We start from the raw sequence: 13927 nt of genomic DNA on the forward strand, positions 1-13927 counted from the left end.
GAGCAAATTAACGTTGGTAAATAACTTCGACATCATAATCATCATCATCGAAATCATCATCAAAATCATCATCATAATCTTCGTTGACGGATTCTTCAGTACCCTGATGATAGTTATCCCACTTGAACTCAACATCAGCATCAGCAGTAATTTCTTCTTTAACCACTGGGATACTTCGAATGTAATCAAGCATCTTGATGCTCAATGCTTCAGTACCGGTACGATTATAAGCAGACATAGTGTATACATCGCCTTGCCAATCTAACTCTTTGACAATCGCATCCATTTTCTCTTGTAACTCTTCTTCAAGTAACAAGTCAGTTTTGTTAAAGACTAACCAACGTGGCTTCGCCGCTAATTTTGGCGAGTATTTTTCAAGTTCGCCAACAATTGCACGTGCTGAGTGCACAGGATCGCTACCATCAATAGGTTTAATATCGATGATGTGTAACAACATACGACAGCGTTCAAGATGCTTTAAGAAACGAATACCTAAACCAGCACCTTCTGCAGCACCTTCAATAAGACCAGGAATATCGGCAATCACGAAGCTTTGACCAGGGCGTGGATTAACAACACCCAAATTTGGCACTAACGTGGTAAAGGGATAATCGGCAACTTTAGGTGTAGCACGAGAAACTGAGCGAATAAAAGTAGACTTGCCGGCATTTGGCATACCTAACAAACCCACATCCGCAAGCAATAATAATTCAAGTTTGATTGAACGTACTTCACCAGGCGTACCCAATGTCTTTTGACGTGGCGCACGGTTGGTACTGCTTTTAAAGCGAGCATTGCCTAAACCGTGGAAACCACCTTTAGCAACAAGTAGCTTTTGTCCATGTGCAGTTAAATCACCCAGTGATTCTTCAGTTTCTTGATCGATAGCGCGTGTACCAACAGGTACTTGAAGAACCAAATCAGTGCCGCCATGACCAGTACAATCACGACCACGACCATTAGTTCCTCGTTCAGCCATATGGAAACGAGTAAAACGGTAATCGATTAGCGTGTTTAGGTTTTCGTTAGCTTGTAGGAATACACTACCGCCATCACCACCGTCACCGCCATCTGGACCACCATCTGGAACATACTTTTCGCGTCTAAAACTGACGCAACCGCTTCCGCCGTCACCCGCTTCTACGCGAATATTCGCTTCATCAACAAACTTCATACTGACTCCTGACGCCACTTAATCTGTAATTATAACCCCAAATCATTGGGATTTGCAGGAAAGCGCTGAAGATAGCATTCATCACGATATCGCCTACTGCATATAAACAAAATCATTAAACTATCAAACGAAGTTTAATGATATAAAAAACACAAAAGCCCCACCATAGGCAGGGCTTTCGAGATCTAGCTTAGTAGAGAATTAAGCTTCGATGCTAATAAACTTACGGTTATTAGGACCTTTAACTTCAAACTTTACTTTACCGTCTGTTAATGCAAATAGTGTGTGGTCACGACCAACACCTACATTAATACCAGCGTGGAATTTAGTACCACGTTGACGAACGATAATGTTACCAGCTAGAACTGATTCACCGCCAAAGCGCTTAACACCAAGACGTTTACTTTCTGAATCGCGGCCGTTACGAGTAGAACCGCCAGCTTTTTTATGTGCCATGAGTTAGACTCCTAAATTATGCGTTAATCGCAGTGATTTTAACTTCAGTGAACCACTGACGGTGGCCCATCTTCTTGTCGTGATGCTTACGACGACGGAACTTAACGATAGTTACCTTTTCGCCGCGACCGTGGCCAACTACTTCAGCTACGACTTTACCGCCAGCAACTAAAGGAGCACCAACATGCACTGTTTCGCCATCAGCGATCAATAAAACTTGATCGAATTCAATGGTTTCACCAGTAGCAACTTCTAATTTCTCTAAACGAACTGTATGACCTTCAGCAACACGGTGTTGCTTTCCGCCACTTTGAAAAACAGCGTACATAGCTATTTCACTCCAAATGACTAACACACTAACTCATATAATTGACGAGACTAGGTGCTAAAAAACTTTTAATGACAATGGGCGCGGATTCTACGCGAAGAATTATCATCAGGCAAGCCCTAATTCACATTCAAATAAAAAAGGGCACATAACTGCACACTATTCATCATTAGCTAATGTGCGAGTGATAAAAATTAGCTAACATATTATCCGTCGAGAACAACGTTCTCTTTAAGCGATAAAACACTGACATACTGTCATTAAATAGCGTTTTTTTGAACTAAATGAGCAGTAAACAAGTAAAGTTATACTAGAACAGCATTATGTAACACATATTTGATACAATACTTACTTTGAAAAACAGCGTTGATATCCTGTAAGATATGCGCTCAAATTCGATATGACTAATTAAAGGGTGCGAACCCTGTCGCCCAACAACCAGAGACTATTATGGATTTAAACGCCATTCGTCAACTGGCTGACACTGATATGCAAGCAGTCAATCAGCTGATATACAAACAACTTGAATCTGATGTAGCCCTAATTAACCAGCTTGGTTATTACATTATCAATGGCGGTGGTAAGCGTTTACGTCCGTTATTATCAATATTAGCGGCTAAAGCGGTTGATTATAAAGGTGAGCAACACCTCAAGCTGGCTGCCATTATCGAGTTTATCCACACCGCATCGTTACTGCACGACGACGTTGTTGATGAGTCAACACTGCGTCGTGGTCGTGAAACGGCAAATGCACTGTTTGGCAATAGTGCTAGCGTACTCGTTGGCGACTTTCTCTACACCCGCTCATTTCAAATGATGACTGAACTAGACAGCATGAAAGTGCTGAAAGTCTTAGCGCATACAACAAATGTGCTTGCTGAAGGCGAAGTATTACAGTTAATGAACTGTAACGACGCCAATACCAGCGAAGAAAACTACATGCGGGTGATTTATTGCAAAACGGCAAAGTTATTCGAAGCCGCAACCCAATTAGCCGGTGTATTAGCCAATGTGAGCCCAGAGCAAGAACAAGCCCTAGGTGATTACGGTAAATTTTTAGGCACCGCATTCCAGCTAACCGATGACCTACTCGATTACACCGCCAGTGCCGATGAGTTAGGTAAAAACATTGGTGATGACTTGGCTGAAGGTAAACCAACGCTTCCGCTAATCTATGCCATGGAAAATGGTTCAGATGCAGCTAAAAAGCTCATTCGTGAAGCCATTGAACAAAGCGATGGCACTAAAGCCATTGATGAGATTTTAACTGCGCTGCATGAGTCTGGCGCATTATTGTATACCCAGGAGAAAGCTCAGGTTGAAGCTCAAAAAGCAATTGATGCCTTAAGTATTTTACCTGAAAGTGACTATAAGCAAGCTTTAATTTCACTGGCTCACCTCTCTGTGAACCGCAACAATTAATCACAGTCATTAACCACTGTTATTAACCACAGCGAGTATCTAAAATAGTTTTCTACAATGGCGCATTTATCATTAACTAAATGCGCCCTGCTTTTCAACATTTACACTTGCCAATCGATTGGTTTATCACCTTGCGCGACCAACATTTGATTAATCTTCGAAAAGTGCTGACATCCAAAAAATCCACGATAAGCAGACAAGGGCGATGGGTGTGGGCCGGTTAACACCTTATGTTGTGATGCTGTAATCAAGCGACCTTTCTTAATGGCATGGTTTCCCCAAAAAACAAATATTATGGGAGCATTCTGTTGGTTCAGCTCAATTAATACATTATCTGTAAATATTTCCCATCCTGATTTTGCATGAGAATGAGCAGCACCTTGCTCTACAGTGAGCACAGTATTTAATAATAATACGCCCTGCTTAGCCCACGCAGACAACTCACCATGCACAGGGATATTAAAGCCCTCAATATCATTTTTCAGTTCCTTGTACATATTGGCTAACGAAGGTGGCGTCTTAACCCCCTTTTTAACTGAAAAAGACAGCCCATGCGCTTGATTAGGGCCATGATAAGGATCTTGCCCTAATACCACTACTCTAACCTGATTTAGAGGCGTTAAATCAAATGCTGTAAACACTTCGTCGTCTGGCGGGTATATCACTTTTCCTTGCGATCGCTGCTTAGCAATAAATTGTTGCAGTTGCTGATAATATAATTGAGACGATTGCTGCGCTAAAAATGTTTCCCAGCTGGCCATCATGATGTTTCCTTTTATAAAATACGTACCTAAAAATATGATGGCATGACAAACTATTAATCACGAGCCAACACCTAAATATCAATCATTATCATGAATAACAGTTGCACTGAAAAACGTTCTCAGGCAAACATTACTGCTGAATAACAACAATAAAATCGTAGATAAAGATCTCAATAGACAATTTTTTACCTGATATTTTATATAGAAATCGTTACACTCGATTGAAACTAACTCACCGACAAAGTGGATCTGATGTCTGAACAAAAAACTGAACTCACCATGTACCAAATTGCCGATCAATTTATCGCGCTAGCCAATCAATTAAGCCAACAAGAAAATGATATTGGCAAAGTTGGAACCGCAATGAGATTTGCTTCTGCACGCTTTAACGCTTTCGAAGCCGCCATTAAATCTACTAATTTAGCTGCTGAAAAAGACAATGCTTTAGAGTGGTTTTCAAACGAATTCAAGGCTATGTTAAACGAAAACCTAGACGACCATATTGCTAACCCACCAGTTCCTGCACAGCAACCGGCTGATGATGCAGTCAAAATGTTTAAAGCAGATTAAACGTTAATATGATTAAGCCATCATACTCGATGGCTTAGTCAGTTAAACAAGTGAGTAAATCACTCTAATTGCCAATAAAATTAATACCACACCAGACAACCTATCAATCAATTGCGACTTTTCACGCAACTTCGGTAATACGGCAGAATGCGATAATACAAACGCGATAATGGTATACCACAGCCCATCAATGACTAGCGGAGTCAGCACAATCAAGCCTTGACCAACGGATGTTTGAGCCGCAAGAACAAACTGACTGAACAATGCCAAAAAAAATAATAAAATCTTAGGGTTGAACAATGAAATGGCTAAACCATCGCGTGCAGCTTCCCATAAGCTACTCGGTTTTCCAGCCGCTAACTTTTGTTGCATACCGCCCTTTGACTGCAATGATTGTATGCCTATCCAGGCTAAATAAAGCGCCCCTATTATGGCTATCGCGTTAAAAATCATTGGCGAAGCCTTAAGCACTACAGCTAATCCCATCAACGTCACTAACGCATAAATACCGATTCCAATCGAATGAGCCCATGCGCAAACTACGCCATGTAAACGACCACCGCTTAATGTGTGCCGAACAACCATGGCTAAACTCGGTCCTGGCGACATCGCCCCTAAACAACAAATGGCTAACAACCCCAGCCAAGTACTAAACGTCATAACACCTCTATTTTCTATTCACTATTTTAACTACCAGTTAAGCGTGCGCTGCTAATGTTACCTTACTTTACATTTACATAAACAAATAACAGGCCCTATGACGATTTTAATGATGATATTACTGGCAGTCATTTTTACTGCCGTGGCGGGGCTCATTTGGGCTAAAATCAATGGTAAAGCAATCCCAACACTTGTGATTATGATGTTGGTATTTATGGGAATATGTTTTGCAGGGGTCATTGCATTTGTCAATAAAGGTGAAGATTATTTAGCTTACCAGGCTTTGCGTTGGCAACCGCTAGAACCAGATAAAATCGCAGAGTACGTGTCTCAAGGTAACACTGTGTTTGTTGATATTACTGCTGATTGGTGCGTCCCCTGCCAAACAAACAAAGCAAATGTGTTACATCGAGAACAAGTGGTTAATCAATTAAACCAACCACACATTGTGCTTATGCAAGGTAACTGGACAGAAGCTGATGCGGTTATCGAGCAATACATGGGGCAACAAGGTGTTGCGGGTACACCATTTAATAAAATATATGGCGCTGCCTATCCGGACGGTATTGAGCTACCTAAAGTGTTAATTATCGACGATATAGCTAAAGTTTTATCTTTAGTCGCACATTAAATGCCCACTCAACACCAATAAAAAAGACTGCCGAAGCAATCTTTTTTATTCATAACGTTCACGATTGTGAGTGTTATTAGTGTGTTCTATTAGTGCTTAGAAGCGATAGTTTACACGGCCGTAGTAGTAGCCACCGTTGTAATCAAATGGACCACTTTCGTAGTACACTGCACCTAACGCACCTAACGTACCATCTTTAAGCTTTTGCGCTTCCTGGTCGAATATGTTGTTAGCGCCGACTGAAACAGTCAGGTTATCCATAACTGCATAACTCACTTCAACATCAATTGTCACAGCGGCATCAGCGGTTTCAGACCCCCAATCAGACGTATCATCAGCATGTGTCGCGTAGTACTCACCAAAGTAGTTCGCACGAACAGACGTACTGAGATCATCCCAGCTTTGGCCCCACGTTAACGTAGCACGGTGCGCTGGAATACCATCTTCTAAACGGCGCACTTTACCTAAATCCGTTGTCGCTTCGTCAAACTTATCAACTGAGGTGTCTGTCCAGCCATACGCTAGGCTAAACTTAGCATCGCCAGAGAACAAGTCCATACTATATGAACCTACAACATCAACACCTTGAGTGGTGGTATCAAAGTCATTGGAATAGTAGGTTACTGCTGAAATTAGCTCAGGGAACTCAACCCCAGCCGCTCTTAACGCATCGTAATCACTTGCTTCCACATCAATCTGACTAGATTGTGCAATACGACCTGTCACTTCAATATTGTAGTAATCAACGGTTAAGAATAAATTTTCATATTCATACACAAAACCCGCTGCATAACTGACAGACTCTTCCGGATTTAATGTTTTACCACCATAAAATGCGGCTAGTGGATTTGTAGGTGGTGCAATAAAGGTCTGAATTAATTCGCCATTAACAATTGATGTTTGGGTATTTACTACGTTTTCTTGCCCAACCGTTGGTGCACGGAAACCAGTACTGTGCGACGCACGGAAAGACAGTTCATCAGTGGCAATATACTGAGCAGTTAACTTGTAGTTTAATGTGTCGCCAAAGGTAGAGAAGTTCTCATAACGTAGTGCAAGACCAAGCAAGAAGTCATCTGTTAGGTACGCTTCAACGTCGGTATAAACACCGATGTTGTTACGCTTGTTCTTACCTGCCGATTCTGGTCCAAAACCTTTAAAACCGTGCGAACCGATGTTAAAGCCTTGGTCTGCATAAGGGCCGGCAATCCACGATGCCTCTTCACCTTGACCAATCTCAAATGACTCTTCACGCCATTCAAAACCGGTAGCAAAGCTAATATCTTCTAAGCCTCCAATGGTCACAAAACGATTCATATCAGCGTTGAACGTAGTTTCAACTTGCTCATAAGAGCCGGTATCAAAGTCAGTTGGAGTTGCTAAGCCTAAAGATGGGTTTAACGAATTTTTCAAACCAAAAGTGGATTTATTACTACCGGTGCCAGCACTGACATCATAATTCCATTCGCCAGACGTCCCTTTAATCCCCGCAAAGAAAGACATATCTTCAATTTTACCGGTAAATTGAGGGGTATACCCGCCTGGACGGATTTGGTTCATTGAGAAACAGTTAGGATCGGCAACCATTGCTAAATATTCAGGTGTATTTAGCACGTTTGGAACGTTAGCGGGTACAGCACTACAAGTTGACTGATCACCATTTATAGCACCAACCAACAATTCCTTTTCACCTGTATCAGGATTCACTTTTGAATAAACTAAATCACGATCTTGCGGGTTACGATAATAGAAACCACCTGTTGCTTCACGTGATGACACGTTACCAAATGCATACAAGTGAGTGTTATCATTGATATCAAAACCAGAGTTTACAAATACGGTAAAATCATCATTGATCTCTGGGTTACCCCAGGTTTGCGCTGGATTAAGAATTGAAGTGTTGCCCGCATCAGCAATTGCAGCAGCATCTGGACGCTGCACACTGCGACTAGTGGCATCAGCAGTTTTATATTGTGCACTGATGTTAACAAAACCATCGTCGGTTAAAGGTAAACCGATGTTACCGTCAATGGTCGTTGCAGCGCCGTCACCTTCGTAATACTCGCCCTGGCTAACAGTGATTGAACCACCTTCAGAGGCATCTTTTAAAACAAAGTTCATCACACCGGCAATCGCATCAGAACCATACTGAGCGGCTGCGCCATCACGCAGCACTTCTACTTGCTTTAGCGCAACACCAGGGATAACTGAAATATCAGGACCTTGAGCACCATCGTTAATGCCACCACCTTGGAATGCAATAACTGAAGCACGGTGACGACGTTTGCCATTAACTAAAATAAGTGTGCTGTCTGATGGCAGGCCACGAAGGTTAACAGGACGAACAAGCGTTGCAGCATCACTAATGGGTTGCGCACGTGAGTTAAATGAAGGTACAGAGGTTACCAACATATCAATCATGTCAGTTGAACCATTTTTCTTGAGATCATCACTGCTAATAATATCAACAGGGACAGGCGAGTCGCCAATTGAGCGAGGTGCTGCGCGAGAACCCACGACAGCAATTTTTTCAACGTTTTCTTTTTTTGCCACTTCTTCGTCTGCAGCGAAAGCTTGTGAGCTGACAACTGTTCCGGCAAGAGCAAAAGAGATGGCCAAGCTTAACGAGCTGAAGCCAAATTTAGTTTTTTTTGATTGCATCATTATTATCTTCCCAACTGCTTATTATTGTTGTGTTTCAACTAAGTCGTAGGTGATTCATGCCTAAAACCAGTTTGTCTAAAATGCGAAATACTCCCTATTTCAGCTACATTTTTATAACAACTAAAACACAATTGCTAACACTTTCTGAGATTAATAAGCAGAATCTAAATAATAAATCGGCTTTTAAAACAGTAAACATATGATTTTAAGTGACATATATCACATTATGATTTTTCTCAATAATATGCACATTGCAGACAAAACAACCACAAAACACGATTGTATACAAAAATTTACACAGGTATAAACGCTTTTTTTGACAGCGTTCGAAGGGAGATAACAAAAAATGGCAATCCTGATACAACCTTTGCCAATTAAACGCGACCCGTGTAGCTTAGAGGAATAATCTAAACGGACGTTTGATTTAAAAACAATAACAACTCAAAATTTACTGGGGGTAAGCATGGCTTATGATGCTGATTCAACACTCGATTTACAGCAATACACATCTATCGTCGATCTCATTGAGAAATCTTGTCACAAGTTTGCTGATAACACGGCATATGCCTGTTTAGGAAAAGACACCACATTCAGTGAAATAGAACGTGATTCACGCCATTTTGCAGCTTACCTACAACATTGCACCAATTTACAACCAGGCGATAGGGTTGCACTTCAACTGCCTAATATTACTCAATTTGTTATAGCCGCATATGGCATAATTCGCGCAGGTATGGTGTTAGTCAATACCAACCCTATGTATACCGAACGGGAACTAACCCACCAGTTTAATGACTCTGGAGCCAAAGCCTTAGTCGTGCTATCCGATTTATTACCCACATTAACCAATGTGGTCAATAACACTCCGGTTGAGTTGGTCATATCAACTCACGCAATGGACTTGATTGAGGCACAGCCGCAACCAGAAGCGCCGTTTGCGACAATGACGTTTTTAGACGTGCTAGCAGAAGGGGCAAAACAGCAATATCAAGCAGTAACGCCCAATCATGATGACTTAATTGCCTTGCAATATACTGGTGGAACAACGGGTTTATCAAAGGGTGCGATGCTCAATCATGGCAACCTTTTAGCCAACTCTGCTCAAGTAAAATCACGTGTCGCAAGCACTATGAATCAAGGTCATGATGTATTTGTTGCGCCGCTACCGATTTATCATATTTATGCGTTTATGGTGAATTTAGTGTTGTATTTTGAATCGGGTAGTTGCTCGGTGTTGATCCCTAACCCACGCGATATCGCAGGGTTAATCAATACAATGAAAACCTACCCTTTTACCGGGTTTGCGGGGTTAAACACTTTGTTTGTGGGCTTATGCCATCAACCAGAATTTAAAGCCTTAGATTTCAGTAAAATGACCATCACTATTTCAGGCGGTACCGCCTTAACCAGTGCCGCGGCAAATTTATGGCAACAAACCACTGGTTGCATGATTTCTGAAGGATATGGTCTGTCAGAAACATCACCGGTTGTCAGTTTGAACTCACCAGGCTATCAACGTCTTGGCACAATTGGTAAACCGGTATTGGGCACCGAGGTTAAAGTGCTGGATATGGATGACAATGAAGTCGCCACTGGCCAAGCCGGTGAGTTAGCCGTTCGTGGACCGCAAGTGATGCAAGGCTATTGGAACAAACCGGAAGAAACAGCCAAAGTCATGACCCTAGATGGTTTCTTTAAAACCGGTGATATTGGCATTGCTAGCGAAGATGGTTACCACACCATTGTTGATCGTAAAAAAGACATGATTATCGTTTCAGGCTTTAATGTTTACCCAAATGAAGTTGAAGACGTACTTTCAACCAATGAACTCGTGCTTGAGTGTGCGGTTGTGGGTGTCGATGATGAACGTACTGGCGAAGCCGTAAAAGCCGTTATTGTATTAAAACAACCTTCTGCCGACATAGAAGCGACGAAACAAGTTATTAATGACTATTGTCGCAGCCAATTAACGGCCTACAAGGTACCGCGGATTATTGAATTTACAGAGCAACTGCCAAAAAGTACCGTAGGTAAAATTTTACGCCGGGAACTGCGTAAATAAGCTCACAATATCTTTAATTGTTTGCACAATAAAAAAGATGCCTCGGCATCTTTTTTATTAAAAACCATACTCACTAAGCGGGTTCGCTGTCCATCAGCAATTGCAGACTGGCAAATTCCCGATATAACGCATTGCTAGTCATCAATTCATTATGGGTGCCGCTCGCAACTAACTGACCTTTATCCATCACAAAAATCCGATCAACATTAATCACCGTCGCTAATCGGTGAGCAATAATCACAGTGGTACGTTTTGCCATTAATGAATCAAGGGCTTGCTTCACTTTAACTTCACTCACCGCATCTAAGGCACTGGTCGCTTCATCAAGTAACAACAATGGTCTGTCGGCTAAAATAGCTCTGGCAATGGCAATTCGTTGCTTTTGGCCACCCGATAATCTCACGCCGCGCTCACCAAGATACGTTGCGTAGCCATCAGTAAATTCGCGGATAAACTCATCTGCTTTAGCGGCAACACACGCCTGCATGACCTCATCGTCAGATGCAGATAAACGACCGTAACGCACATTTTCAAGCACGTTCATTGCAAAAATAACCGACTCTTGCGGGACTAATGCATACTGCTGACGTAAATCGGTTAAAGACAAGGTTGCAATATCAACATCATCTAATAAGATTTGCCCGGCTTTGGGTTGGTAAAAACGCATCATCAACTCAAACAGAGTACTTTTACCTGCACCACTGGGTCCAACAAGCGCGACACGCTCTCCAGGCTGAATGGTTAATGATAATTGTCGGATGACATCTTGGCCGCTGTCAGAGGGGTATGCGAACACCACATTATTGAAATGCAGTAACCCTTTTACCGGTAAACTCAATTGATTGGGTACAGCTTGTTGCGGAATATCAACGGGGGTATAAACCAGTTCCATTAAGCGTTCTGCCGCACCAGATGCACGTTGAATTTCACTAAATACTTCGCTAATTGTCGCGACTGCACCCGCCACCATGACGGCATAAAACATAAATGCTGATAGCTCTCCGGCACTAATGTTGCCGCTCATCACATCTTTTGCGCCGACCCAGGTCACAAATGCAATGGCACCAATACTTAAAAACATCACAGTCGAAATCAATAAAGCACGATACTTAATACGCCCTTTTGCCACATCCATTACCGCCTCTACGCGATCGGAAAATAGTTGGCGATCTTTTGCTTCATGGGTATAAGCCTGAACGGTATGGATTTCATGCAAGGTTTCATCAATATATGCGCCTAAATCACCGACACGGTCTTGGCTTTTACGCGACAACACTCTCACTTTACGGCCAAAATAACTTACAGGTCCCAGCACTAAAGGTACCGCTAACAATACCAGCAAAGTCAGCTTTACACTGGTAAAGCCCATCATAACAATACCGCCTAAGACTGTTACGCCCGATCTCAATGCCATTGATAAGCTCGACCCCACCACACTTTGAATTAACGTACTGTCAGCAGTAAATCGAGAAATGACTTCACCGGTGCGTTGAGTAGCAAAAAAGCCTGGCGATAACGACAACAAATGCTGATAAACCTGCAAGCGGATGTCTGCGCTTACCCGCTCGCCCAGCCATGTTATTAAATAAAATCGACAAAAAACCGCCGTACCACTAATTGCGGTAATCCCAACAATAATCAACATGATCTCATTTAATCTGGCGGCATTGTCGGCAATAAACCCTTCATCAACCATCATTTTTACGCCCTGCCCAAGTGATAACCACGCAAGCGAACCGATGAACAAAAAGATGATGGCAGCAAAGACCTTTAATTTATAAGGAGATAAAAAATGCAAAATCCAGGGCAAGACGCGGTATGGTGTAGTCACAATTGAGGCCGAGTCTGAAGTAGCAGTAACATCAGATGGCGTTGTCGGTGAGTTCGTCACAGTATTAACCAGCAAATAAAACTAAGATAAAATGATAGTAACAACAAAATGTGAGATTGTAGATGCCTTATACACCCAATAAACTAGGCAAACCAAAATCCATAGGTACAAAAAACAAATAATAATAAATAGGCTATGCAAAACATGTTAAACAAACCTAAAGGGTTCACCTTAATCGAACTCGTTGTTGTGATTGTCATTTTGGCAATACTTGCCATCGTTGCGAGCAGTAAATTCATCAGTTTACGTAAAGAAGCCATTGTCTCCACCATGGTGGGAATGGAAGCAGCAATGCAATCTGCCGCGACATTAACCTACTCTAAAGCCGCTATCGCGGGAGTTGAAAGGCTTGCATCAACCACGCTCAACATTGATGGTGTAGACGTGGTGTTAGCTTATGGTTACCCCAACGGCACTGCTTCGGGGTATATACCCAAACAACCTGAAGATGCTCGATTTCAGCAAGAATTTACACGCGTTTAGGCAAGGCATTGATTGCGGGTAATGGTTGTTCCCTTTCCAAAATCAATAACGCTGAATAAACGCGTGTAAAACTTGCCCTTTGGGAGTTTCACCGTGTTCCCACTACGTTGTTGCGCTAATTTATAAGGTGCCTACATTACTGCATTAACGCGCCTAGTATTGAAAACACGGTGAAGCTCTGAAACACGTATCTTCAAGTTGATTGGGTATAAATGTATTAATGAATATCCCTACAGACGACTGGCAAAAACGCGCAAGTGTTTACTCTGGCGCTTGGATTTATTGGCATGGGAATATTGCAGAAGATGCTGGCGTTGCCCAATGTTATTTACGCTATAGGCAAGCGACATCAACCACTGCACGGCCAATCATTAATGTTGAAACCAGCGGTTGCTAACCGCAACTATCGTTAAGCGTCAGGATAACGGGCTTCAATGTTTTTTAATGAACGCAAAAATAACCCTAAGCCACCAATACTCAATACTAAAATGACAATTAAATCGAATGCGCTCATGTACGAAAACCGAAAGTTAATCGCGCTGATCACGCCAAATATAAGAGCGACTAACGACCCAAAGGTAAGCAGCCAACCCAGAGGGTTTTTACCGTTATAAAACATTAACCCGACCCCAAACATAAATGGGATCATGACCATGCCACTCGTTAATCCAAAACCACCAAATTGATACAAATGACTGCCAAAGCCAAATGAACTGGTCACTTTGATGGCATTGAGTAACATGTAAAAACCGCCACACATCATGGCTAAGCCAATAAAAAATTGCCCTATACCGCCGCTTGTTCCACCAGCACCTTTCATCA

14 protein-coding genes are annotated in these 13927 nt (G+C 42.2%); 6 read left to right on the plus strand and 8 right to left on the minus strand.

Going from position 1 to position 13927, the window contains the following annotated elements; genetic code table 11:
- Positions 1-7: 7 nt before the first annotated feature.
- From cgtA to rplU, 3 genes are all read right to left on the minus strand, one after another.
- Positions 8-1174 carry an Obg family GTPase CgtA gene (gene cgtA / locus ACROAE_RS02945; RefSeq protein ID WP_432399429.1) on the minus strand — a complete coding sequence of 389 codons (1167 nt, stop codon included), beginning with the start codon at positions 1172-1174 and terminating at the stop codon, positions 8-10.
- Positions 1175-1375: 201 nt separating this feature from the next.
- Positions 1376-1630, minus strand: coding sequence for a 50S ribosomal protein L27 (gene rpmA / locus ACROAE_RS02950; RefSeq protein ID WP_160054094.1), 255 nt, complete (start codon positions 1628-1630; stop codon positions 1376-1378).
- Between the two features lie 16 nt (positions 1631-1646).
- The gene (rplU, locus tag ACROAE_RS02955; RefSeq protein ID WP_432399430.1) at positions 1647-1958 is read right to left on the minus strand and encodes a 50S ribosomal protein L21; all 312 of its coding nucleotides are present in this window, start codon (positions 1956-1958) and stop codon (positions 1647-1649) included.
- A gap of 450 nt (positions 1959-2408) precedes the next feature.
- Here rplU and ispB point away from each other — a divergent pair, with 450 nt between their 5' ends.
- Complete coding sequence (ispB, locus tag ACROAE_RS02960) at positions 2409-3380, plus strand: octaprenyl diphosphate synthase (RefSeq protein WP_432399431.1); 972 nt, start codon at positions 2409-2411, stop codon at positions 3378-3380.
- Between the two features lie 101 nt (positions 3381-3481).
- Here the strand turns inward: ispB and ung are convergent, their stop codons facing one another.
- Positions 3482-4141 (minus strand): uracil-DNA glycosylase, encoded by a 660-nt coding sequence (gene ung, locus ACROAE_RS02965; protein WP_432399509.1) that lies wholly within the window; start codon positions 4139-4141, stop codon positions 3482-3484.
- 255 nt (positions 4142-4396) lie between these two features.
- Between ung and ACROAE_RS02970 the strand changes: the two genes are divergently transcribed.
- Positions 4397-4714 (plus strand): DUF3144 domain-containing protein, encoded by a 318-nt coding sequence (locus ACROAE_RS02970; RefSeq protein WP_432399432.1) that lies wholly within the window; start codon positions 4397-4399, stop codon positions 4712-4714.
- Positions 4715-4756: 42 nt separating this feature from the next.
- Here the strand turns inward: ACROAE_RS02970 and ACROAE_RS02975 are convergent, their stop codons facing one another.
- Positions 4757-5374: a LysE family translocator gene (locus ACROAE_RS02975; protein WP_432399433.1), complete on the minus strand. Its 618-nt coding sequence runs from the start codon at positions 5372-5374 to the stop codon at positions 4757-4759.
- A 109-nt stretch (positions 5375-5483) separates the two neighbouring features.
- Here ACROAE_RS02975 and ACROAE_RS02980 point away from each other — a divergent pair, with 109 nt between their 5' ends.
- A complete protein-coding gene (locus ACROAE_RS02980; protein ID WP_432399434.1) occupies positions 5484-6005 on the plus strand; it encodes a thioredoxin family protein in 522 nt (173 codons plus the stop codon).
- Positions 6006-6101: 96 nt separating this feature from the next.
- On the opposite strand, the gene ACROAE_RS02985 is transcribed toward ACROAE_RS02980, so the two are convergent.
- Positions 6102-8669, minus strand: a complete 2568-nt coding sequence (locus tag ACROAE_RS02985; RefSeq protein ID WP_432399435.1) for a TonB-dependent receptor plug domain-containing protein — start codon at positions 8667-8669, stop codon at positions 6102-6104.
- Between the two features lie 463 nt (positions 8670-9132).
- On the opposite strand from ACROAE_RS02985, the gene ACROAE_RS02990 reads away from it, so the two are divergent.
- Positions 9133-10731: an AMP-binding protein gene (locus ACROAE_RS02990; protein WP_432399436.1), complete on the plus strand. Its 1599-nt coding sequence runs from the start codon at positions 9133-9135 to the stop codon at positions 10729-10731.
- 73 nt (positions 10732-10804) lie between these two features.
- On the opposite strand, the gene ACROAE_RS02995 is transcribed toward ACROAE_RS02990, so the two are convergent.
- Entirely contained in the window at positions 10805-12622 is a 1818-nt protein-coding gene (locus ACROAE_RS02995; RefSeq protein WP_432399437.1) for an ABC transporter transmembrane domain-containing protein, read from the minus strand.
- Positions 12623-12766: 144 nt separating this feature from the next.
- On the opposite strand from ACROAE_RS02995, the gene ACROAE_RS03000 reads away from it, so the two are divergent.
- A complete protein-coding gene (locus ACROAE_RS03000) occupies positions 12767-13105 on the plus strand; it encodes a type II secretion system protein (RefSeq protein ID WP_432399438.1) in 339 nt (112 codons plus the stop codon).
- A 220-nt stretch (positions 13106-13325) separates the two neighbouring features.
- A complete protein-coding gene (locus ACROAE_RS03005) occupies positions 13326-13502 on the plus strand; it encodes a hypothetical protein (protein WP_432399439.1) in 177 nt (58 codons plus the stop codon).
- A 12-nt stretch (positions 13503-13514) separates the two neighbouring features.
- Here ACROAE_RS03005 and ACROAE_RS03010 read toward each other — a convergent pair whose 3' ends face one another.
- The gene (locus ACROAE_RS03010) at positions 13515-13925 is read right to left on the minus strand and encodes a hypothetical protein (protein ID WP_432399510.1); all 411 of its coding nucleotides are present in this window, start codon (positions 13923-13925) and stop codon (positions 13515-13517) included.
- Positions 13926-13927 lie beyond the last annotated feature (2 nt).

The organism is Shewanella sp. MF05960 (genome assembly GCF_050849305.1).
Lineage (GTDB): Bacteria > Pseudomonadota > Gammaproteobacteria > Enterobacterales > Shewanellaceae > Shewanella.

Excerpts from the sequence above, each read along its gene's own strand:
- cgtA (WP_432399429.1), bottom strand. The coding sequence starts at position 1,174 with ATGAAGTTTGTTGATGAAGCGAATATTCGCGTAGAAGCGGGTGACGGC.
- rpmA (WP_160054094.1), bottom strand. The coding sequence starts at position 1,630 with ATGGCACATAAAAAAGCTGGCGGTTCTACTCGTAACGGCCGCGATTCA.
- rplU (WP_432399430.1), bottom strand. The coding sequence starts at position 1,958 with ATGTACGCTGTTTTTCAAAGTGGCGGAAAGCAACACCGTGTTGCTGAA.
- ispB (WP_432399431.1), top strand. The coding sequence starts at position 2,409 with ATGGATTTAAACGCCATTCGTCAACTGGCTGACACTGATATGCAAGCA.
- ung (WP_432399509.1), bottom strand. The coding sequence starts at position 4,141 with ATGGCCAGCTGGGAAACATTTTTAGCGCAGCAATCGTCTCAATTATAT.
- ACROAE_RS02970 (WP_432399432.1), top strand. The coding sequence starts at position 4,397 with ATGTCTGAACAAAAAACTGAACTCACCATGTACCAAATTGCCGATCAA.
- ACROAE_RS02975 (WP_432399433.1), bottom strand. The coding sequence starts at position 5,374 with ATGACGTTTAGTACTTGGCTGGGGTTGTTAGCCATTTGTTGTTTAGGG.
- ACROAE_RS02980 (WP_432399434.1), top strand. The coding sequence starts at position 5,484 with ATGATGATATTACTGGCAGTCATTTTTACTGCCGTGGCGGGGCTCATT.
- ACROAE_RS02985 (WP_432399435.1), bottom strand. The coding sequence starts at position 8,669 with ATGATGCAATCAAAAAAAACTAAATTTGGCTTCAGCTCGTTAAGCTTG.
- ACROAE_RS02990 (WP_432399436.1), top strand. The coding sequence starts at position 9,133 with ATGGCTTATGATGCTGATTCAACACTCGATTTACAGCAATACACATCT.
- ACROAE_RS03000 (WP_432399438.1), top strand. The coding sequence starts at position 12,767 with ATGTTAAACAAACCTAAAGGGTTCACCTTAATCGAACTCGTTGTTGTG.
- ACROAE_RS03005 (WP_432399439.1), top strand. The coding sequence starts at position 13,326 with ATGAATATCCCTACAGACGACTGGCAAAAACGCGCAAGTGTTTACTCT.
- ACROAE_RS03010 (WP_432399510.1), bottom strand. The coding sequence starts at position 13,925 with ATGAAAGGTGCTGGTGGAACAAGCGGCGGTATAGGGCAATTTTTTATT.